This is a genomic window from uncultured Oscillibacter sp., from assembly GCF_910579365.1.
Classification (GTDB): domain Bacteria; phylum Bacillota; class Clostridia; order Oscillospirales; family Oscillospiraceae; genus Oscillibacter.
Map to the genome: position 1 here is coordinate 1 of NZ_CAJTUX010000006.1, position 20013 is coordinate 20013.

The 20013-nt window shown below is 65.5% G+C and carries 17 protein-coding genes and 1 tRNA gene; 11 read left to right on the plus strand and 7 right to left on the minus strand.

Annotated features, from left to right (window positions below; genetic code table 11):
- A partial coding sequence (locus QZ329_RS03035; protein WP_295748202.1) for a chloride channel protein occupies positions 1-1277 on the minus strand: 1277 nt, incomplete at its 3' end.
- A gap of 218 nt (positions 1278-1495) precedes the next feature.
- Here QZ329_RS03035 and serC point away from each other — a divergent pair.
- The 4 genes from serC to QZ329_RS03055 all read left to right on the plus strand — a co-directional run bounded on the left by serC (position 1496) and on the right by QZ329_RS03055 (position 6144).
- Complete coding sequence (gene serC, locus QZ329_RS03040; RefSeq protein WP_295748203.1) at positions 1496-2584, plus strand: 3-phosphoserine/phosphohydroxythreonine transaminase; 1089 nt, start codon at positions 1496-1498, stop codon at positions 2582-2584.
- A gap of 88 nt (positions 2585-2672) precedes the next feature.
- Positions 2673-3581 (plus strand): NAD(P)-dependent oxidoreductase, encoded by a 909-nt coding sequence (locus QZ329_RS03045; RefSeq protein WP_295748205.1) that lies wholly within the window; start codon positions 2673-2675, stop codon positions 3579-3581.
- A 219-nt stretch (positions 3582-3800) separates the two neighbouring features.
- Positions 3801-5315: an S-layer homology domain-containing protein gene (locus tag QZ329_RS03050; protein ID WP_295748207.1), complete on the plus strand. Its 1515-nt coding sequence runs from the start codon at positions 3801-3803 to the stop codon at positions 5313-5315.
- A 196-nt stretch (positions 5316-5511) separates the two neighbouring features.
- Complete coding sequence (locus tag QZ329_RS03055; RefSeq protein WP_295748209.1) at positions 5512-6144, plus strand: VTT domain-containing protein; 633 nt, start codon at positions 5512-5514, stop codon at positions 6142-6144.
- A gap of 14 nt (positions 6145-6158) precedes the next feature.
- On the opposite strand, the gene QZ329_RS03060 is transcribed toward QZ329_RS03055, so the two are convergent.
- Positions 6159-7154 carry an ATP-binding protein gene (locus QZ329_RS03060; protein WP_295748211.1) on the minus strand — a complete coding sequence of 332 codons (996 nt, stop codon included), beginning with the start codon at positions 7152-7154 and terminating at the stop codon, positions 6159-6161.
- A gap of 3 nt (positions 7155-7157) precedes the next feature.
- Entirely contained in the window at positions 7158-8075 is a 918-nt protein-coding gene (locus QZ329_RS03065) for a DnaD domain protein (RefSeq protein WP_295748213.1), read from the minus strand.
- A 404-nt stretch (positions 8076-8479) separates the two neighbouring features.
- Between QZ329_RS03065 and QZ329_RS03070 the strand changes: the two genes are divergently transcribed.
- Positions 8480-9766, plus strand: a complete 1287-nt coding sequence (locus QZ329_RS03070) for a methionine gamma-lyase family protein (protein WP_295748215.1) — start codon at positions 8480-8482, stop codon at positions 9764-9766.
- Positions 9767-9837: 71 nt separating this feature from the next.
- On the plus strand, positions 9838-10494 hold the full coding sequence (locus tag QZ329_RS03075) for an HAD family phosphatase (protein WP_295748216.1): 657 nt from the start codon (positions 9838-9840) through the stop codon (positions 10492-10494).
- A gap of 218 nt (positions 10495-10712) precedes the next feature.
- Here QZ329_RS03075 and QZ329_RS03080 read toward each other — a convergent pair.
- A tRNA-Ser gene (locus QZ329_RS03080) sits at positions 10713-10804 on the minus strand.
- Positions 10805-11224: 420 nt separating this feature from the next.
- Between QZ329_RS03080 and QZ329_RS03085 the strand changes: the two genes are divergently transcribed.
- Positions 11225-11470 carry an HPr family phosphocarrier protein gene (locus tag QZ329_RS03085; RefSeq protein ID WP_295748217.1) on the plus strand — a complete coding sequence of 82 codons (246 nt, stop codon included), beginning with the start codon at positions 11225-11227 and terminating at the stop codon, positions 11468-11470.
- A gap of 54 nt (positions 11471-11524) precedes the next feature.
- On the opposite strand, the gene QZ329_RS03090 is transcribed toward QZ329_RS03085, so the two are convergent.
- From QZ329_RS03090 to mtaB, 3 genes are all read right to left on the minus strand, one after another.
- Positions 11525-13699 carry a YcdB/YcdC domain-containing protein gene (locus tag QZ329_RS03090; protein ID WP_295748219.1) on the minus strand — a complete coding sequence of 725 codons (2175 nt, stop codon included), beginning with the start codon at positions 13697-13699 and terminating at the stop codon, positions 11525-11527.
- A gap of 158 nt (positions 13700-13857) precedes the next feature.
- Positions 13858-14433 carry a 5'-deoxynucleotidase gene (gene yfbR / locus QZ329_RS03095; protein WP_295748221.1) on the minus strand — a complete coding sequence of 192 codons (576 nt, stop codon included), beginning with the start codon at positions 14431-14433 and terminating at the stop codon, positions 13858-13860.
- Positions 14434-14437: 4 nt separating this feature from the next.
- Positions 14438-15727: a tRNA (N(6)-L-threonylcarbamoyladenosine(37)-C(2))-methylthiotransferase MtaB gene (mtaB, locus tag QZ329_RS03100; RefSeq protein ID WP_295748223.1), complete on the minus strand. Its 1290-nt coding sequence runs from the start codon at positions 15725-15727 to the stop codon at positions 14438-14440.
- 116 nt (positions 15728-15843) lie between these two features.
- Between mtaB and QZ329_RS03105 the strand changes: the two genes are divergently transcribed.
- The 4 genes from QZ329_RS03105 to QZ329_RS03120 are packed head-to-tail and all read left to right on the plus strand — an operon-like array spanning position 15844 to position 19935.
- Positions 15844-16971: a cysteine desulfurase family protein gene (locus QZ329_RS03105; protein ID WP_295748225.1), complete on the plus strand. Its 1128-nt coding sequence runs from the start codon at positions 15844-15846 to the stop codon at positions 16969-16971.
- An 8-nt stretch (positions 16972-16979) separates the two neighbouring features.
- Positions 16980-18368, plus strand: a complete 1389-nt coding sequence (locus QZ329_RS03110; protein ID WP_295748227.1) for an MATE family efflux transporter — start codon at positions 16980-16982, stop codon at positions 18366-18368.
- Positions 18365-19234 carry a putative RNA methyltransferase gene (locus QZ329_RS03115; protein WP_295748228.1) on the plus strand — a complete coding sequence of 290 codons (870 nt, stop codon included), beginning with the start codon at positions 18365-18367 and terminating at the stop codon, positions 19232-19234. Before QZ329_RS03110 ends, QZ329_RS03115 begins: the two co-directional genes overlap by 4 nt.
- A complete protein-coding gene (locus QZ329_RS03120; RefSeq protein ID WP_295748230.1) occupies positions 19231-19935 on the plus strand; it encodes a cysteine hydrolase in 705 nt (234 codons plus the stop codon). The genes QZ329_RS03115 and QZ329_RS03120 overlap by 4 nt, the downstream gene beginning before the upstream one ends.
- Positions 19936-20013 lie beyond the last annotated feature (78 nt).

Sequence of the window (20013 nt, forward strand, 5' to 3'; positions counted from 1 at the left end):
GGGCCGTCGTTGGTATGTACGTTGATGTAGCGCCCCTTGAGCTTGGAGTGGAGGATGGTCTGGCTGGAGTACAGTCCGCCGTAGCCGGAGAGAACATAACTGACGCAGCAGGCCAGGGCGAAGTACAAAAGCCCCTCGCTTCCGAAGAGCTCCACCGACAGCGCGATGGAGGCCAGGGGGCAGTTGGTGGCCCCGCAGAACACGGACACCAGCCCCAGGGCGGCGGCAAAGCCGGCCGGGAGGCCCAGCAGCGGCCCCGCCGCGCAGCCGAAGGCCGCCCCCACAAAGAAGGAGGGCACCACCTCCCCGCCCTTGAACCCCGCGCCCAGGGTGACGGCGGTGAAGAGGATTTTCAGCAGGAAGGCCGCGGGATGAGCCGTCCCCTCCTCCACGGCGGCGGCGATGACCTGCATCCCCGCGCCGTTGTAGTCCGCAGAGCCGCAGAGCCAGGTCAGGATAACCACGGCGCAGCCCCCCGCGAAGGCCCGGAGCCAGGGGGAGGGAATCCGTTTTTGGAGCTGGTGCTCCGTCAGGCGGATAGTTCCGCAGAAGAGGACGGAGAGGAGGCCGCACAGCGCCGCCAGAATCCCCGCCTGGACCAGCGGTCCGGCGGCCAGGGCCGGGGCCTCCACGGTGAAATGGGTGGGCTCCACCCCCAGCAGGCGGGAAATGCCGTAGGCCTCCAGCGCCCCGATGAGGGCGGGGAAAAAGGCGGCGTGATAAAAGGCGTCCACGCTGACCACGGCGATGGAGAACACCGCCGCCGCCAGGGGCGTGCCGAACAGGGCGGTGAAAAAGGCCGCCATGCCCGTGGTGGTGGCGACCCGGAGGTCCCGCTCGTCAAAGCCGAAGAGGCGGCCCGCCCGGTAGCCCAGGGCCCCGCCCATCTGGAGGGCCGCCCCCTCCCGTCCTGCGGAGCCGCCGCAGAGATGGGTCAGCACCGTCCCCAGGAAGATGGCGGGAACCAGCAGAAAGGAGATGGTTCCCCCGGAGTGAACCTCGTTGAAAATGTCATTGGTGCCCTGGCCCTCCGTGCCCAGCAGCTTATAGAGCCCCACGATGGCAAGGCCCGCCAGGGGCAGGCCGCAGAGCAGCCAGGGGAACTCCCCCCGGAGCTCCGTGGCGATCTCCACGGCCAGGTGAAACGCCGTTCCAACCAGGCCGCAGGAGACCCCCGCCGCCGTGGCCAGCAGCATCCACTTCCCCAGGGCCCTGGCGTACAGCAGTATCAGGCCCCACCGGGCCCGGAAATCCCGTTTGATACTCTCCAATGTCATGCCATTCCTCCGCAGTTCCCCGCCGGAGCGGGGAGTCTCTATACAGTATACAGGTTTTTCACCGGAATGCAAGAGGGGGATGCGGAAGAAAGGTACACCTTTTTTGAGAAAATTCCGGAAGACGGTTGATTCCGTTTAAAAAATCCTGTATACTATAAACAGGAAAGCGCTCCCGCAGGGGGGCGGAATTTGTGAAAATTTGAATGGAGGAAACCGCTATGAAATACGGCCGCACCTATAACTTCTCCGCCGGCCCCGCCATGATGCCGGAGCCGGTTCTGGAGGAGATCGCCGCCGAGATGATGAACTACCGTGGAAGCGGCATGTGCGTCATGGAGATGAGCCACCGGAGCAAGGTGTTCCAGCAGATTCGGGACGAGGCGGAGGCGGACCTGCGCAAGCTTATGGGCATCCCCGATAACTACAAGGTCCTCTTTATCCAGGGCGGCGGTACCGTCCAGTTTGCCATGGTGGCCATGAACCTGATGAAAAACGGCCTGGGGTGCTATGTGGAGACCGGCGCCTGGTCCAAGAAGGCCATCGCCGAGGCCAAGAAGTACGGCGAGGTGAAGATTGCCGCCTCCTCGGCGGACAAGAACTTCTCCTATATCCCGGACTGCTCGGACCTGGACATTCCGGAGAACGCCGACTACGTCTATATCTGCGAGAATGAGACCATCAACGGCACCACCTTCTTCCAGCTGCCCAACACCAAGGGCAAGGTCCTGGTCAGCGACCAGTCCAGCATGTTCCTCTCCCGGCCCTGCGACGTTTCGAAGTACGGTCTCATCTGGGGCGGCGTGCAGAAGAACGTGGGCCCGGCGGGCATGGCCGTGGTCATCATCCGGGAGGATTTGATCCGGGACGACCTGCCCAAATTCGTCCCCACCTATATGAGCTATAAGACCCACGCGGACAACGACTCCCTTTACAACACCCCCAACTGCTGGGCTATCTACTGCTGCGGCAAGGTCTTCAAGTACCTCTTGGACAACGGCGGCCTGGAGGCGATGCACAAACGCAACGAGGAGAAGGCGAAGATTCTCTACGACTTCCTGGACCAGTCCAAGCTCTTCACCGGAGCCGTGCGGAAGGAGGACCGCTCCCTCATGAACGTGCCCTTCGTCACCCCCACGAAGGAGCAGGACGCCGACGTGGTGGCCGCGTCCAAGGCGGCGGGCTTCGACAACCTCAAGGGCCACAAGAGCGTGGGGGGCCTCCGGGCTTCCATCTACAACGCCATGCCCAAGGAGGGCGTGGAGGCCCTGGTGGAGTTCCTGAAAACATACGAAAAAGAACACGCCTGAGCCGGGCGCCCATCCCCCAATGGGCGCGTACCCTTGCGCTGTCGGTGCCCCTGGGGTGCACCGAGAACGAATGAAAGGGGAATGTATCATGTTAAAACGCGTATTGGTTACCGACGGAATGGACGCCTCCGCCATTGAGAAGCTCCGGGCGGACGGCTGTGAAGTGGTGGAGCAGTTCTATGAGCCCGACGCCCTGGGCCCCGCCCTGCGGGACTTTGACGCGGTCATCATCCGCTCCGCCACCAAGATCAAGGAGCCTCAGATCGACGCCGCCAAGGGCAGCCGCCTGAAGCTCATCGTCCGGGCCGGCGTGGGTGTGGACAACATCGCCGTGAAGTACGCCGAGGCGGCGGGCATCACCGTGAAGAACACCCCCCGGGCCTCCTCCAACGCGGTGGCGGAGCTGGCCATGGCCCTCCTCTTCTCCTGCGCCCGGAACATCTCCATCGCCGGGCATACCATGCGGGAGAACAAGTGGGAGAAGAAGGCCTACTCCAAGGGCTTCGAGCTGGCGGGGAAGACCGCCGGCGTCCTGGGCTACGGCCGCATCGGACAGATGGTGGGGGCCAAGTGCCAGGCCCTGGGGATGAACGTCCTCTCCGCCGTTCATCTTCACCGTCCGGAGGGCTGCGAGTGCGAGACCATGAAATTCGTCTCCATGGACGAGGTGTACGCCGGGGCGGACGTGCTGATTCTCTGCGCCCCCGGCGGGGAGCGGCCCCTGGTGGACCGGGAGAGCCTGGGAAAGATGAAGGACGGCGTGGTGATCGTCAACGTCTCCCGGGGCAGCAACGTGGACGAGGCGGCGCTGCTGGAGGCCCTGGAGTCCGGCAAGGTCCGGGCGGCGGGCCTGGACGTGTGGATGAGCGAGAAGGACCCCAATTGGGCCCTGGCCACACATGCGGCAGTCTCCTGCACGCCTCACATCGGCGCGGGCACCAAGGAGGCACAGAAGCGCATCGGCGCGGAGCTGGTGGACATCATCGAGAACTTCTGACCGAAAATGAAGAGAACCGGCGGACCGTTCGTACCTGGGTGCGGGCGGCCCGCCGGTTCTTGCGCAAGCAGGGCGGGAATTGTCGTGAAAACACACAATGCAAACGTTTGTATTTCGGCGGAGGCTGGGTTGAAACTGACAAATTATGGTGGTATACTAAGAGTCATTCAACGGGATACCGGCGGAACGCCCCCCAAAAAATCGAATGGAGGCATACCTATGAAAAAGTTCCTGTCCCTGTTTCTCGCGCTGGTTTTGATCTGCGCCATGATTCCCGGCGCTTCCGCCAGCACCATCTATACGGCCGAGGAGATGAAAGTCAAGCACGACTTCCAGACCGAGGGCGTGGAGGATGGCAAGGGCGCCGCCACCTACGTCGAGGTGGAGGGCGGCTACTACATCTCCCCCTGGAAGTACGACGTGGAGAACATCAGCCTCACCGTCACCTACAACGGCGAGGACTACAAGGTCAAGACCAAGGACCTGAAGCTGGAGGGCCTGAAGGACGTGAAGGTCAGCGTCTTCGAGCAGGACGGCAAGGTGGTGACCAGCACGGAGAGCGCCCCCGACGGCGCCAAGAAGATCGCCAAGTTCAAGGTGGACCTGGAGAACTGGACCGTCATCGCCATGCCCAAGACCGAGGGGCTGGAGATGGCCGTGAAGTTCCAGTATAAGGACGCCAAGCCGGACGAGGCGAAGAACGTGGACGCCGTTCCCCTGGACACCGCCGCCCAGGAACAGGCGGAGGCCCCCGCGGGCTCCGTCCAGCTGATTCAGGACTTCAAGGAGTGCAAGGGCGTCACCGACGAGACCAAGGAAATCCGCACCATGCTGAAGCCCGATGAGAACGGCGTGTATTTCGCCTCCCGCTGGAACTACAAGATGGCCACCAAGGCGGGCGACGCCGGTGTGGGCCCCAACATCGACTGCAAGGTGGTCTACAACGGGTCCAACAAAAAGATGAAGGGCGAGGATATCACCCCCGACGCCAACAACTGCGGCACCATGTACTTCTTTGACCAGGACGGCAAGCTGGATGTGGCCGCCCAGGTCCCCCAGGGCGCCACGCTGCTGGCGGAGTGCACCATGAGCCTGGACGGGGCCATCTGGTTTATTCCCAAGAGCGATAAGATCACCACGGAGCTGGAATTTAACTACGACGCCTCCGAGACCTATGACGAGGCGAAGAACGTGGACCAGGTGCAGAATGTGAAACCCGGCGCCAGAACCGAAGCGCCCGCCGCCCCCAAGTTTGCCGACGTGGCCGCGGACTCCCCCTTCGCCGCCGCCATTGACTGGGCCGTGGAAGAGGGCATCACCAAGGGCAAGACCGAGACTGCCTTCGGCCCCGGGGACGTCTGCTCTGTCTCCCACATCCTCGCCTTCCTGTGGCGGGCCAACGGAAAGCCCGGCGCCGAAGAGGGCACGGCGGACTCCGCCGCCCTGGGCAAGTGGGCCGTGGAGCAAAAGCTCATCGCCGAGGGCGAGAGCGTCAGCGCTCCCTGCACCCGGGTAATGGCGGTTACCTATCTTTGGAAAGCGGCCGGAGAGCCTGCCGCCGAGACGGAGATTCAGTTCACCGACGTGGACAAGGACGCGGATTACGCGCCCGCCGTGGCCTGGGCCGTGGAGAAGGGCATTACCTCCGGCAAGACCGCCGATACCTTCGCCCCCACGGATACCTGCACCCGGGGCCAGATCGTGACCTTCCTCTATCGCGCAGCCCGTTCGTGAGATACCCTTTCGGCGGTGATTCCCCTTAAAGGGGGAAAGCACCGCCGGACGGAACAGGTCTTCTCTTTCCGCTGCGGACCCCTTCGCCGGGTCCGCGGCTGGATTTCTACAAGAAAGCAGTCCGCGCCCTTTGGCGCGGACTGCTTTTTCGGGGCATACTACCCTTGCCGCGAAGACCGGCGAAAGGAGGACGACCATGATGAAACGTCTCTGGCCCCTGGCGCTGTGGGCGGCCCTGGGGCTGGCGCTGTGGCCCTGCCGCCGGTGGCTGACGGCGGAGGCCATCGCCGCCTGGACGCCGGAGCAGGCCGGGCTGGCCATGGCGGCGCTTCTGGTTCTCTACGCCGTCAAGGGCCTGACGGCGGTTTTCCCCATCACCGCTCTGGAGGCGGCGGCAGGGCTGCTCTTCCCCTTTCCGGCGGCACTGGCGGCCAATGTCTGCGGCGTGGCGGCGGCGCAGGCCGCGCCCTATCTCCTGGGCCGGCGGCAGCGGGAGGGTCTTGCCGCCCTGCGGCGGCGCTGTCCCCGGCTGAGCACGCTGGAGATAGGCCGCAGGCCGGGGCGGCAGGTGTTTCTCCTCCGGCTGGCGGGGCTGCTGCCGGGGGACCTCCTCAGCCTGTACCTGGGCGCGGCGGGAACGCCCTGGGGACCCTATTTCGCCGGGGGACTGCTGGGGAGCTTTCCCCGGATTCTCTCCGCCACGGTACTGGGGGCGGCCCTGTGGGACCTGGGCGGGAGCCGGTTCTGGCTCTCCTGCGTCTTTGGCTGGGCCCTGACCGGGGCGGCGCTGCTGCTTCTGGGCCGGGAGTGGGCCAGGGGCGCTTTTTGACGGGGACGGCGGCCCTACCGCCGCTCCCGCTTCAGCTTCCGGATATCCTCCCCAAAGAAGGGCAGGACCTGATACTCCCCCTCCAGGCGGGAGGCGGTCTGCGCGCCGTACCGGCGGGCAAGCTCCTCCAGCTTCAGGTTGGTGCTGAGGATGGAGGGCTGCCGGTTCAAAAGCCGTCCGTTGACGATGGTGTACAGGGCGCTCTGGACAAAGGGCGTGGTCATCTCCGTGCCCAGGTCGTCCAGAATCAGCAGGTCGCAGTCCAGCACCCGCTCCACGTCGGCGTCAATCTCCTCCCCGGCCTCCCGGCCAAACTTCCGGGCCTCGAAGCGGTCGAAGATGTGGACGGCGGTGTCGTACACCACGGAGAAGCCCTCGCCGCTGACCTCCCGGGCGACGGCGGCGGAGAGGAAGGTCTTTCCCAGCCCCGGGTCCCCGGTGAAGAGGAGACTGCCGCTGCCGGGGCCGAAGGAGGCGGCGTAGCGCCGGCAGGTGCGGTAAATCCAGTCCATATTCTCCCGGGGGGAGATGCCCAGCTCCGGGCTTCCCTCCTGGTCGTACCACTCCAGGGAGAAGGTCTCAAAGCTCTGGCCCCCCAGGTCCAGCATCCGGCTCAGCTCCTTCTGCTGTTCCCGGGCGCAGTAGGAGCGGAAGCAGCGGCACATGCCGCCGCCGCGGTATCCCGTGTCTCCGCAGAGGGGACAGGCGGGCTTCTCCTCCAGGCAGTCCTCCGGCAGCCCCATCTGCCGCAGAAGCAGCCGCCGCTCCTCCTGGAGGCCCAGATTCTGCATTCTCAGCGCCTCCACCGCCGGACCGGGGTCCGCCCCCTGGCGCAGAGCCCCGGAGATCAGGCGGCTCATGGTGGAACGGAGCTCCGCGTCAATCTCCCCCAGGCGGGGCTGGCGGCGGAGCACGCCCTCCCGCCGGCGGCGGAAGTTCTCCTCCCGCCGCCGGCGGTCCTCGTCAAAACGCTGCGCGGCCCGGCGCAGAATCTTTCCCTCGTAGGCCACTGGTCATACTCCTTTCTCCCGCTGTTCGATGTACTTGCGCATCCAGGCGTTGCCCTCGCCCTTCTGGGTCGGGGGAGGCGGCTGGCGGCGGCCGTCCCGCTGCTGGACCTCCTCCAGTGTGTGGAGGCCCGCCTCGTGCCAGCGCCGGAGGATGCCATTGCAGTAAGACCACTTGAACTCGTGGCACTTCAGCACCGTTTTGTCATAGGCCAGGGCCACCGCCTCCGGCGCGAAGCCCCACTCCTGCCACTGGAGGAGGTACTTCTCCTCGCTGGCCGCCGGGGGCCTGTCCCCCAGCTGGAGCGCCCGCATATACAGCGGCAGCGTCCCCTGCCGCTCCGCGTACTTCCGGAGGTACTCGGCGGCGGCGGTCTGGGTGTCGATGCCCCGGCGGGCCCAGGCGTAGCCCTCCCGCTCAATCTGGCGGAGGGTGGGCCGCCGTCCCTCGCCGAAGCGCCGGGCCACCCGCTCCGCGCAGTGGCACACCAGAAGATAGATCACGTCGGCGGGGAGGCCCAGATAATCGTACAGTCCCAGCAGCGTCCCGGTGTCCGGCATGGTCAGCCGCTTGCCCAGGCGGCGCTCCACCTCGGCGGTCAGGCGGCGGAACTCCTCGTTCTGCTCCAGCCGCTCCGCCACCTCGGCCCGCTGGTAAACCGGGGGCTCGTCGGCGGGTTCCAGAGGCGTCTCCTGGGGGGCGACGAGGCCCAGGTCCCGGAGGACGGCCTCCGCCGCCTCGATGCGCCCCCGGTCCCACCGCAGTTCCCCCGCCAGAGAGCGGGGAGGCGTGTTCCCATGGTGGCGCAGGAGGGCCAGGTATAAAAGGGCGGCGTCTCCGTCCCCCCGCTCAATGAGCCGCCGGGCGGCCTGGGCGGTGAGGGTGACGCTCTCATCCGCCGTGTGAATCAAGACGCTGGGCATCCGGGTCCCTCCTCTCCGGTCCTTCCTGTTCTGCTTGGAATAGTTTACACGGTTTTCCCTCAAAACGCAAGCCCCGCCGTTTTCGAAGGGCGGGGCTTGCATTTTGTCCTGTGGTATGATATTCTGAGGTGCCTGAAGACGCCGTAAAGAGCGGCCGGCGGAATGGACCCCTCCGAACGGGAGATGAGGCCGCTGCGGATCACACGACATACCAGCGCCTTTGCGGCGGAGGTCATGGTGAAACACAAAAACCGCCACCCTGGCCGGTGACGGTTTCTAAAGCTCTGCTTTAGCCCCTCGCTTACTCGGACTCCCGCTTGCCTGCGGCGCCTTCGTGTGTTCATTATAATACTGTTTCCATATCCCCGTGTCAACTCCCTGAAACCACACAAAAGGAGAACCCCATGGAGTTAGAAACCATCTACGAGACCCTGGGCGTCAGCCGCCGGGTCTATGAATACGGCGAGGCCGTGCTGGCCGCCCTTCGCCCCCGGTTCGAGGCGGTGGACCGCACGGCGGAGTACAACCAGGCCAAGGTCCTGACCGCCATGCAGAAAAACCGGGTCAACGCCGCCCACTTCGCCGCCACCACCGGCTACGGCTATGACGACGAGGGCCGGGACAATCTGGAGCGGGTCTACGCCGGCGTCTTCCACACGGAGGCCGCCCTGGTCCGGCCCCAGATCACCTGCGGCACCCATGCGCTGGCCGTGGCCCTCTCCGCCAACCTTCTGCCGGGGGACGAGCTGCTCTCCCCCGTGGGGGCTCCCTACGACACGCTGGAGGAGGTCATCGGCATTCGGGAGAGCAAATGCTCTTTGAAGGAATACGGCGTCGCCTACCGGCAGGCGGACCTGCTGGCGGACGGCGGTTTTGACTATGACGCCATCCGCTCCCAAATCAGCCCCCGGACCAAGCTCATCACCATCCAGCGCTCCAAGGGCTACGCCACCCGGCCCACCTTCTCCGTCGCTCAGATCGGGGAGCTCATCGCCTTCTGCAAGTCTGTGAAGCCGGACGTGAAGGTCATGGTGGACAACTGTTACGGCGAATTTGTGGAGACCATGGAGCCCTCGGACCTGGGGGCGGACATGGTGGTGGGCAGCCTCATCAAGAACCCCGGCGGGGGCCTGGCCCCCATCGGCGGATACATCTGCGGCGCCAGGGAGTGTGTGGAGCGCTGCGCCTACCGGCTCTCCGCCCCGGGCCTGGGGCAGGAGGTAGGGGCCAACCTGGGGCTGATGCCCGCCTTTTATCAGGGGCTGTTTCTGTCGCCCACGGTGGTGGCCGGGGCGCTGAAAGGGGCCATTTTCGCCGCCAACATCTACGAGCGCCTGGGCTTTGCCTGCGTGCCAAACGCTTCGGAGAACCGGCACGACATCATCCAGGCCGTTACGCTGGGCAGCCGGGAGGCCATGGTGGCCTTCTGCAAGGGCATCCAGGCCGCCGCTCCGGTGGACAGCTATGTCACGCCGGAGCCCTGGGCCATGCCGGGCTATGAGAGCGAGGTCATCATGGCCGCCGGGGCCTTCGTCCAGGGCAGCAGCATCGAGCTCTCGGCGGACGGGCCCATCCGCCCGCCTTACGCGGTGTACTTTCAGGGCGGGCTGACTTGGTATCACGCCAAGCTGGGCATTTTGATGAGCCTGCAAAAGCTGTTGGAGTCGGGGCTTGTCCAGCTGCCGGAGTAACCCGTCCGGCTTCGGCGTCCCGCCTGCGGGCTGTTTTTTTCAGGACACCTAAGAGGAAGGAGCATGGCATCTTGAGACTGCAAAGCGCAATTTTTGATATGGACGGCACGCTGCTGGACTCCATGGGCATGTGGCGCACGCTGGGCAGCGTCCTGGCGAAAAACCACGGCGCGGAGGCCCCGGCGGACCTGGACCGCCAGGTAGCCTCTCTGGGGCTGTGGGAGGGCACCGCCTATTGTAAGGAGGTCTGCGGCCTCCCCGGCACGGTGGACGAGCTGGTATCCGAAGTCTGGGGTCAGATCGAGGATTTTTATCAGAACCACGTGGAGCCCAAGCCCGGTGTGGTGAAGTTCCTCTCTCTTTTGAAAATGGAGGGAGTGTGGATGTACGTGGCCACGGCCACGGACCGCCCCTTGGTGGAGGCGGCGCTCCGTCACGCGGGGATTGACGGCTATTTCCGGGGAATCATCACCAGCCGGGAAGCGGGGCAGACCAAGCGGGAGGGGCCGGAGATCTATGAGCGGGCCATGCGCCGCCTCCGGTCCAACAAGAAGGATACCGTGGTGTTTGAAGACGCTCTCCACGCCGTGCAGACCGCCAAGGCGGCGGGCTTCCGGGTGGCGGCGGTGTACGACCCCTCGGAGCCGGAACAGGAGGAACTGCGGCGCCTGGCGGATTATTATATCACGTCTTACGAAGAGATGTTTGAGACAACGGACTTCTTTTAATCAAGCGGCGCGCCCAGCTCCCGGCTGGCGGCGGATATCTATACCCGTGTCCGCGAGGACGTCATCTCTGGGGCAGCCAGGCTCATGGAGAAGGGCTTTTGATCGTTTTTACAGGCTTCATTAAGACCGCGCAGGGACGCGCGAGGATGAGGCGGAGAAAACAAGACCAAACCCCTTGGTATGACAGGCTTTCACCTGATACCAAGGGGCTTGCCTTTTGGCGGAGAAGGAGGGATTCGAACCCTCGAGACCCTTTAGGGGCCTACATGATTTCCAATCATGCGCCCTCGACCAACTAGGCGACTTCTCCATCGTTGCCGATTGCTCCACCGATGCAATTGTGACGTCCTCCAAAGAAGAACAGTAGTTATTATACCAGAGCTTTTGCCAAAGTCAAGCCCTTTTTCAAATTTTCTCTGGAAGGGAAGCATTTCCCTCTCCTCTCCGAAACATCCGCCCACTCCGAACCGCCCCCAGGGCCGCTGGCGGCGGCGGTTTCCTGGCGGGGAGAGGATACCCGGCGCTTTTTCCGCGCGTCGAAGTTCCTACGTCATTCGGCATGACAAAAATATTAAGAATTTTTTACAATTTCGGCCCCGCCAATCTGAGCCTTTTTTGAGGAGACGACAAAAATGCGGATTGCGCTTAAAACTTATTTAATAAAAATTGGCAAGGGACAAGAAGCATGGTATACTAATTTTCAACTATCTCATGGAAACGGAGTGGGCACATGAAACGCACAGTTGAAGTTCGAATCCCGGAAAACCTTCTGGACCGCACCGCCACCAGCTTCATCAAGGCGGCCAGCGGCTATTCCTGTTACATCTCCATCACACGGGGAGAGCACAGCGTCAACGCGAAGAGCTTTCTGGGCTTCCTCTCTCTGATGCAGGACGGCGGGCCGGTGGAACTCAGCGCCGAGGGGAGCGACGCCGAGGAGGCCCTGACGGCCCTGGCGGAAATTTTGAGCGTGTGAGACATAGAAGAAAAGGGACTGCCTTCCGGCAGTCCCTTTCGCGTTTCCCTCAGTTCACATTCCCCGCTCCAGCACCCGGCAGAGCATGGAGGCCGCCTCTCCCCGAGTGGCGGACCGGGTGCCGGCGTAACTGCCGGAAACCATGCCCAGGGCCTGGGCCAGGGCGGCGTAGCCCAGCTCCTCCGCCGGAATGGCGTCCTTGTCGGCGTACGCGCAGGTAAAGACGCCCCGCAGCCGGGCGGCGGGACCGTAGCCCGCGGCGTCCAGCAGCATCCGCACCACGTCCGCCCGGGTGAGGACGGCTTCGTCGTCCCGCTCCGCCGGACGGAGGAGCCCCAAGCGGTAGGACTCGTAATAGGCGCTCTCCCGGTTTTCCTTCTCCACGGCCTCCGGGTCCAGGGCCCCGCCCCGGAGGCTGGAGACCAGACACACCAGCTCCCACTGGGTAATGGTCTTGCCGGGGCGGAACTTGTCCGTCCGATACCCCACGCCGTACTCCGCCAGCTTCTCGATGTCGGCCTGCTCGCCGCTTCCCGCCAGGTCCGTATAGCAAAGAGGCTCCCGGACGCTGCCGCTCTCCGTCCGGACGGGGGCGCCGCTCTTGGCGTCCACGCCCTCATAGCTCTCCTGCCGCTCCAGACCATAGGTCAGGCGGAGGGCGTAGTAGTATTCCATACCCTGCTCCAGCAGCTTCGCCTGGGCCGGATCGGCCTTGTCCAGTTTCTGGGGCACGTTCCGATAGGCCAGCGCCGTCTCATAGGTCCCCGCCCAGGCGGAGAGAGCCGTCTCCATGGACACCAGCCCCCGGGCCTCGTCAAAGACCATGTCCTCGTCCCAGGAGAAGGAGAGGGCGTAGACGGAGCCGTCCGACGTGTCGACGCTGAGGGACACGGCGTTGGACGGGAAGGGCAGGCCGTTGACCTTCCGGGCGAAGGTGAACGGCCAGTCCGGCCTGCTGGCTTCCCGAAGGGGCTGGACGCCGCTGTCCTGCCGGTAAAGCGTCACGTCCCACTCCGGGCGGAAGGCTTTCAGGAAGGCCTCCGCCTTTTGCAGGGCCTCCTCCTCCGTAAGCGTCCGCTCCCGGCCCCAGGGGGCGGAGGACCAGACGGACTCCACCGCCCCGGTCTTGGCGTCCACGGTGATGTTCCGGCTCAGGCGCTCGCCATCGTCCGTCCGGGCGTAGCGCAGGGTGCAGGTGACCCGGCCCGCGTCTCCGTCCTTTTCGGGAACGCTCGCATAGGACGCGCCGGTAAGGGCGTATCCCCGGAGGCCGTAGGCGCTCTCTGTCCGGACGGCCTTGTCCAGCTCTTCCTGGGAGAGGACCCCCTCCATCTGGCGGACGCCCTCCTGCTCCGCCCGGGTAAGGCCTCCCTCGTCGGCAGCCATCTCGGACTTGGCCGTGGGCGCGGCGTTGTCCCCCCCTCCGGCGGTCCGGGCATAGCCCTGGTCCATCTTCGCCTCCAGCTCCGTCAGGTCCAGAAGCTCCCCGGTCTTCGCGTCTGTCAGGAAGGTATGCGCGCCCTGTTCCGGCACGTAGCGGAGGACCGCCCGGGCATCGCCGGGCTTTTCCAGAACGTACTCCAGCCGGAGCTTCAGGGTCTCCTCCAGGTCCTCCCGGGCCTGGGCGGCGTTCGCCGCAGCCTCGGCGGAGGGCACGCCGCCTATGCCGGAGCCCTCGGGCACGTCCCGGTCAAAGTGCTTCACCACGCCGTTCTCCACCTGGATCGAGTAATGGAGCGGGGAGGGCAGGCCATTCAGGAAGATGGTCCCGGACCACCGGCTTCCGGTGGAGCTTTGCAGAGAGAGGCCGCCCTCCGTGTCCTTCAGCTCCACGGTTTCCCCCTGTCGGAGCACCCGGGCCAGGAAATCCTCTGCGGCGGTCCGGTCCGCCGCCCCCGCTTTTTCGGGGAAGGCGGGGAAGGAGCGGCCGCTGTCGGGGGTGGGATCGTACTCCCAGCGGTAGAGGCTGACAAGGGTTCCGTCCTCCAGCGCGCCGGCGGAGAGGGAACGGCGCTCTCCCTCCCAGCTCAGGTCCCACAGGGGGGTCAGCCCCTCCGACAGGCCCCCTCGGAAGGTCTCGTAATCGTCCGTGTTTAGATTCAGCGCCGTTTTCACCGCCTGGGTGACCTTGGCCAGACGGGCGTCCTGGGATTCCTCCGCCGCCGCGGCGGGCAGGGCCAGCGCCGCCAGCAGAGCGGCGGCCAGCGTCAGGGAAAGCAGTCGTTTCATAAATCGTCCCTCCAAATCGCGTGTTGTCTGTTTAGACGGCGGGGGCTGGGAAAATGTTCCCGCCTCCGGCCAATATCATGAGGCTGGCGGAGCCGCGGGGCTTTTCTGCCGGCGGAATACCCCGTAGGGGCGGTTCATGACATTGCACCCCGGGCAAATCATTTCAGCTCATCCAGCGTCAGGGAAAAGCTCTCCAGAAAGGTCTCCAGGAAATAGCGCACCTCCGGGAGGCCGAAGTCCTCCAGGGCCCGGCGGGTCTGGGCGGCGGCCTCCCGAAACTCCGCGTTGCCCGCTTTCAGCTCCTCCACGCATTTAATGTAGGCGGAGAGCTTGTCCGCCGCCTTCACCAGCCGCTCCACCTCCGGGTCCACATCGGTGAGGATGGGGGCGTAGGCCCCCTGGAGCTCCGGGGGCAGCATGGCCAGCAGCTTTTGTGCCGCCACCGCCTCCACGTCCTTATAGGCGCTGCGGATGGCGGGGTTGCCGTACTTGATGGGGGTGGGCATGTCGCCGGTGAGAATTTCGCTGGCGTCGTGGTACAGCGCTGCCGCGGCCACCAGACCCGGGTCCGCGCCGCCGCCGAACTTCTCCCGGCGGATCACCGCCAGGGCGTGGGCCAGGACGGCGGCCTGATGGCTGTGCTCCTGGACGTTTTCCGGGGCGGTGTTGCGCATCAGCGCCCAGCGCTGGATGAACCGCATCCGGGAGATGTAGGCAAAAAAGTGACTTCTCATCGTCTCACTCCTCCATCCGGCCAAACAGAATCTCTCCGTCCGTGCCGGTGATCCGCACGGGGCGGACCGCATTGTGCAGCGCCTCGCCTTCCACCTGCACCTCCGCGTAATTGGGGGCGTGGCCCAGGAAGAGGCCGTCTCCGGCGGGCTGCTCAAACAGCACCTCATACCGCTGGCCCACGCAGCCCTCCAGATAGGTCCGGCACATTTCCTTGGCCGCTTCCGCCGCCCGGCGGGCCCGCTCCGCCTTGACGGCCTTGGGCACCTGCCGCATCTCCGCCGCAGGAGTGCCGGGGCGGACAGAGTAGGGGAAGATGTGCATCCGGGCGAAACCGCACCGCCGGATGAAGGCCAAGGTGGCCTCGAACTCCCCGTCCGTCTCCTCCGGGAAGCCGGCAATCAGGTCCGTGGTGACGGCGGGACGGCGGAAATGGCGGTTCAGCAGCTCCACGGACTGGAGATACCGGGCGGTGTCGTACTTCCGGCGCATCCGCTTCAAGGTCGCGTCGCACCCGCTCTGGAGGGAGAGGTGAAACTGGGGGCACAGGTCCGGCAGAAGGGCGGCCCGGCGGCAGAACTCCTCCGTAATGGTCCGGGGCTCCAGACTGCCCAGGCGGAGGCGCACGCCGGGAGCCGCAGCGCTGACGGCCTCCAGCAGGTCAATCAGGGTCAGCCCCTGGTGGAGGTCCTGGCCCCAGGAGGAGATTTCGATGCCGGTGAGGACGATCTCCCGGTATCCCGCCGCCCGCAGCTCCGCCGCCTGGACCGCCGCCTCCCCCATGTGCAGGGACCGCACGGGACCCCGAGCATAGGGGATGATGCAGTAGGAGCAGAAGTTGGCGCAGCCGTCCTCCACCTTCAAAAGGGCCCGGGTCCGGCCCTCCAGCCCACCGGCGGGCAGCCACTCGAAGCCGCGCCGGACCAGGGCACAGTCCATGGACTCCAGGGGCCTTTTCTCCGCCGCCGCCCGCTCCAGCAGGTGGAGAAAGCCCATCCGGTCCCCGGAGCCGGAAAGCACGTCGGCCCCCAGGGTCCGGGCGTCCTCCGGGTGGGTCTGGGACCAGCAGCCGCACACGGCCACCAGGGCCTCGGGATGCTCCCGGCGGATCCGGTGAATCATCTGGCGGGACTTCTGGTCGCTGGCGGCGGTGACGGAGCAGGTGTTGACGACATAGACGTCTGCTTCCCGGCCGAAGGGGACGGTCTCGTGCCCCCTGGCCCGAAGCTCCTGCTCCATGGCCTGGGTCTCGTATTGGTTCACCTTGCAGCCGAGGGTGTAGATGGCGACTTTCATAGATGCTCAGATTCTCCTTGCGCTTTGCGAAATTAGCCTTTATAATGGCCTGGTATGCCCCATTATACCGGATACACCCCCTTCAGGGCAAGACCCGGCGAAAGGAGTTTTTGAGCATGATCTATCTGGACCACGCCGCCACCGCCCCCGTCCCCCAGCCCGTGGCGCAGGCGGTGTACGAGGTGCTGGCCGGACAGTACGGCAACCCCAGCGCCCAGTATCCCCTGGGCCTGGACATGAAGAAGCGGACGGAGAGCTGGCGCGCCGCCGTGGCCGCCGCCATGGACTGCCCGCCGGAGCGGCTGTATTTCACCTCCTGCGGCACGGAGGGGGACAACTGGGCCCTTCGGGCCGCCGCGTGGCAGAACCGGCATATGGGACGGCACATCGTCACCACGGCGGTGGAGCACAGCGCGGTGCTGGAGTGCTGCAAATGGCTGGAGCGGGACGGCTGCGAGGTCACCTACATCGCCCCGGACCAGGACGGCCATATCACCGCAAAGCAGGTGCTGGAGGCCGTGCGGCCGGACACGGCGCTGGTCTCCGTCATGCTGGTGAACAACGAGCTTGGAACCGTTTACCCCGTCGAGGAGATCGCCGGGGGCCTTCCGGCCCGAAACCCCAGGACCCTTCTCCACACCGACGCGGTTCAGGGGCTCACCGCCTTTTCCGTCCGGCGGCTGGGGGCGGACCTGGTTACGGTCTCCGCCCACAAGATCGGCGGACCCAAGGGCGTGGGCGCGCTGTACATCGGTCCCCGGGTGAAGAATCCCCGGCCCCTCCTGGCCGGCGGCGGGCAGGAGCGGGGCCTTCGCTCCGGCACCGAGGCCACGGCCCAGGTCGCGGGCTTCGCCAAGGCGGCGGCTCTGCGGATGGAGCGGCTGGACCAGGACAGGGCCCATCTGGCGGCGCTGCGGGCCTATGCGGAAGAGCGGCTGCTGGCCATTCCGGACATGGTCCGGGTGGGGGCGGGAACGGCGCCCCACATTCTGGCGCTGTCCCTGGCGGGCTGGCCCAGCCAGAACACGGTTAACGCCCTGGGCGCCCAGGACATCTGCATCTCCGCCGGCTCCGCCTGCCACCAGGGCAAACCCAGCCACGTGGTGGCGGCGCTGAAGCTGCCCAAGCGGGTGGCCGCCGGGGTCATCCGCCTGAGCTTCGGCCCGGAGACCACGGAGGCGGAAATCGACGCCTGCGTCCAGGCGCTGCGCCAATACCACGATACCCGAATGCCCATGCTGTGAGGTGCGCCATGCTTTCATTTCTCCGCCGTGAGCCGGGCTTTTACAAACGGCTCTTCCAGCTCTCCCTGCCCATGATTCTCCAGAACCTCATCACCTTCTCCCTGGGCCTCATCGACACCTTCATGGTCTCCCGCCTGGGGAACGCCGAGATGGCCGCCGTCACCACCGCCAACGTCCCTGTCTTCCTCCTCATCAGCATCGTCTTCGGCTTTCAAAGCGGCCTGGGCATCCTGGTGAGCCAGTATTGGGGGAAGGGGGACGAGAAGAGCGTCAGCCGGGCCCTGGGGGTCTCCTCCCTGATCGGAACGGCCGTCACCCTGACCCTGGCGCTGGTCTTCTTCCTCTTCCCGGTGCCCGTGATGGACCTTCTCTCCAACAAGCATGAGCTCAGCCTTCTGGGGGGACCCTATCTCCGGGTCATCGGCTTTTCCTATGTCTTCAACATGCTCTCCTCCCTCTATGTCAGCGCCCAGCGGAGCGTGGAGAACCCGGCCTTCGGCATGAAGCTCTTCGGCTTTTCCACCATTTTAAACACCGGGCTGAACTATCTTCTGATCTTCGGCAACGGGGGCTTCCCCGCCCTGGGGGTGGCCGGGGCCGCCATCGCCACGCTGCTGGCCCGGGTGAGCGAGTTTGTCATCTGCGCGGTGTGCGCCCTGCGCAGCCGCACCATCCCTTTGCACCTGGGGCTGTTTTTCCATCCGGGCGTGGACATGATGCGCCGCTTTGTGAAATACGCCTCTCCGGTGGTCCTGAACGAGACGGCCTGGGGCCTGGGGAACTCCATGCTCACCGTCATCCTGGGCTATACGGACAACTCCGTGGAAATGCTGGCGGCCAACGCCGTCATGGGCAACCTGAACCGGCTGTTCCTGGTGGTCTGCTTCGGCCTGGGAGCCGCCACGGCGGTGATGGTGGGCAAGGCCATCGGCGAGGGGCGGAGCCGGGCCCAGGTCATGGACCTGAGCCGGACCCTCATCTGGTTCTCCGTCCTGGTGGGAACGGTACTGGCGGTTTTCTCCATCGCCCTGGTGCCCCTGCTCTTCGTGCCGGTGATCTTCCCCATGTTCAAGCTCTTCGGCCTCTCCGCCGAGATCGCCACGGCTCTGGCCGTCATGGGCTTTGCCGCCATTCCCCTTCACGCCTGCGCCATCTCCGCCGTCACCGGCGTCCTCCGCTCCGGCGGGGACGTGTTCTGGGCCACGGCGCTGGACATCGGCCCGCAGTGGGTGGTCTGCCTCCCTGTGACGGCCCTGGCGGCCCTGGTTTTCAAGCTGGGGTGCTGGCCCATCGCCTGCGCCATCCAGCTGGAGAGCGTGGTCAAGTTCCCCCTCTGCCTCTGGCGGGTGCGGAGCGGAAGGTGGATCAACGACGTGACGGGAGGGGAGGAAGCATGAGCCTCTTCCGCTGCCCCCTCTGCGCCCGGCCCCTGGAGCGGGAGGGAAGCGCCCTCCGCTGCCCCGAAGGACACAGCTTCGACCTGGCGCGGGAGGGCTACGTCCACCTCCTGCCTCCCAACCAAAAGCACTCCGTCCTCCCCGGCGACGGCCGGGAGATGGTGCTTGCCCGGCGGGAGTTTCTTTCCAAAGGGTATTACAAGTCCTTATTGAATACGATCTGCAATCAGTTTCTGACCCTGCCGGGGGACGCGCCGGCCATTTTGGACGCGGGCTGCGGCGAGGGATACTACACCGCCGGAGTCTATGACGCCCTGCGCGCCGCCGGGAAACGTCCTTGCATGGCGGGGACGGACATTTCCAAGCTGGCCCTCCGCTCCGCCGGAAAGCGGCGGCGGGAGATCGCCTTCGCCGTGGCGTCCTCCTACCGCCTGCCTCTGGCGGACGGCAGCGTGGACGGGCTGCTGAACTGCTTTTCTCCCCTGGCGCTGGAGGAGTTTTGGCGGGTGCTGAAGCCTGGGGGGCGGTTTGTCTATGTGGTTCCCGGCCCCCGGCATCTCTGGGAGATGAAGGAAATTCTCTACGACCGCCCCTATCCCAACGAGGAGCGGGAGACGCCTTACGAGGGCTTCGTCTACCGGGAGATTCTTTCGGTGGACGGCTCCATCCTCTTGGAGGGGAGGGAGGCCATTCAAAACCTCTTCCGCATGACCCCCTATTTCTGGAAGACCCCCCGCGCCGGAGCGGAGCGCCTGGCCGCGCTGGAGCGGCTGGAGGTTCGGACCTCCTTCCGGGTTCACGTGTTTGAAAAAGCGGAGGGCGCCGCGCGCCCCTCCCCGGGCGAAAAGAAAGGAGTATCGCCATGAAAGCCAATCCCACCCGTTCGGCCCTGCTGCTCATCGACATGGAAAACGGCTTTGTGGACCGCCGGGGCGGCCACTGCATCCGGGGGGCCCAGGCCACCGTCCCCGCCTGCGTCCACGCCCTGGACCTGGCCAGGAGCAAGGGCATCCCCGTCTTCTTCGTCAAGCGCATCTACCGCGCCGACGGCAGCGACGTGGAGCTCACCCGCTACGCCGCCTGGAAGGCAGGGGGACACGCCTGCACCCCGGCCTCCTCCGGGCCCAACAGCGCCCAGGCGCCGGAGGGGCTCCGCCCCCAGCCGGGGGACTGGACCATCATCAAGCCCCGGTGGAGCGCCTTTTTCCAGACGGAGCTGGACCTGATTCTCCGCCGTCTGGACGTGCGGACGGTGATCCTGGCGGGAACCACCACCCCCAACTGCGTCCGCACCACCTGTTACGACGCCATCGCCCTGGAGTACAACACCGTGGTGCTGACGGACTGCTGCTCCTCCCAGACGGAGGAAATTCAGCGGGTGAACCTGGAGGATATGCAGCGGGCGGGGGCCGTTCTCATGGACAGCGCCGCCTTCGCCGCCTACGGACCGGAGACGGTGCCGGACCTCTCCGCCGCCATCCGGGGGGAGATGCTGGCCTCCGATACCTTTCCCGAGCCCTTCGCCGCGGAGGAAAACGGCGCCGTGGGCTGGGTGGACCGCTGGTGAATCCGCGTGCAGTTGTGAACGTTTGCGTGAATTTTCAAGTCCCTTCCGTCAAAGCGCAAAAAAAGGATATAAGCCTTT

Bases quoted from the DNA above. Each gene is read 5' to 3' on its own strand.
- yfbR (WP_295748221.1), bottom strand. From the start codon at position 14,433: ATGAGAAGTCACTTTTTTGCCTACATCTCCCGGATGCGGTTCATCCAG.
- QZ329_RS03070 (WP_295748215.1), top strand. From the start codon at position 8,480: ATGGAGTTAGAAACCATCTACGAGACCCTGGGCGTCAGCCGCCGGGTC.
- QZ329_RS03050 (WP_295748207.1), top strand. From the start codon at position 3,801: ATGAAAAAGTTCCTGTCCCTGTTTCTCGCGCTGGTTTTGATCTGCGCC.
- QZ329_RS03105 (WP_295748225.1), top strand. From the start codon at position 15,844: ATGATCTATCTGGACCACGCCGCCACCGCCCCCGTCCCCCAGCCCGTG.
- serC (WP_295748203.1), top strand. From the start codon at position 1,496: ATGAAATACGGCCGCACCTATAACTTCTCCGCCGGCCCCGCCATGATG.
- QZ329_RS03115 (WP_295748228.1), top strand. From the start codon at position 18,365: ATGAGCCTCTTCCGCTGCCCCCTCTGCGCCCGGCCCCTGGAGCGGGAG.
- mtaB (WP_295748223.1), bottom strand. From the start codon at position 15,727: ATGAAAGTCGCCATCTACACCCTCGGCTGCAAGGTGAACCAATACGAG.
- QZ329_RS03120 (WP_295748230.1), top strand. From the start codon at position 19,231: ATGAAAGCCAATCCCACCCGTTCGGCCCTGCTGCTCATCGACATGGAA.
- QZ329_RS03110 (WP_295748227.1), top strand. From the start codon at position 16,980: ATGCTTTCATTTCTCCGCCGTGAGCCGGGCTTTTACAAACGGCTCTTC.
- QZ329_RS03065 (WP_295748213.1), bottom strand. From the start codon at position 8,075: ATGCCCAGCGTCTTGATTCACACGGCGGATGAGAGCGTCACCCTCACC.
- QZ329_RS03045 (WP_295748205.1), top strand. From the start codon at position 2,673: ATGTTAAAACGCGTATTGGTTACCGACGGAATGGACGCCTCCGCCATT.
- QZ329_RS03055 (WP_295748209.1), top strand. From the start codon at position 5,512: ATGATGAAACGTCTCTGGCCCCTGGCGCTGTGGGCGGCCCTGGGGCTG.
- QZ329_RS03090 (WP_295748219.1), bottom strand. From the start codon at position 13,699: ATGAAACGACTGCTTTCCCTGACGCTGGCCGCCGCTCTGCTGGCGGCG.
- QZ329_RS03085 (WP_295748217.1), top strand. From the start codon at position 11,225: ATGAAACGCACAGTTGAAGTTCGAATCCCGGAAAACCTTCTGGACCGC.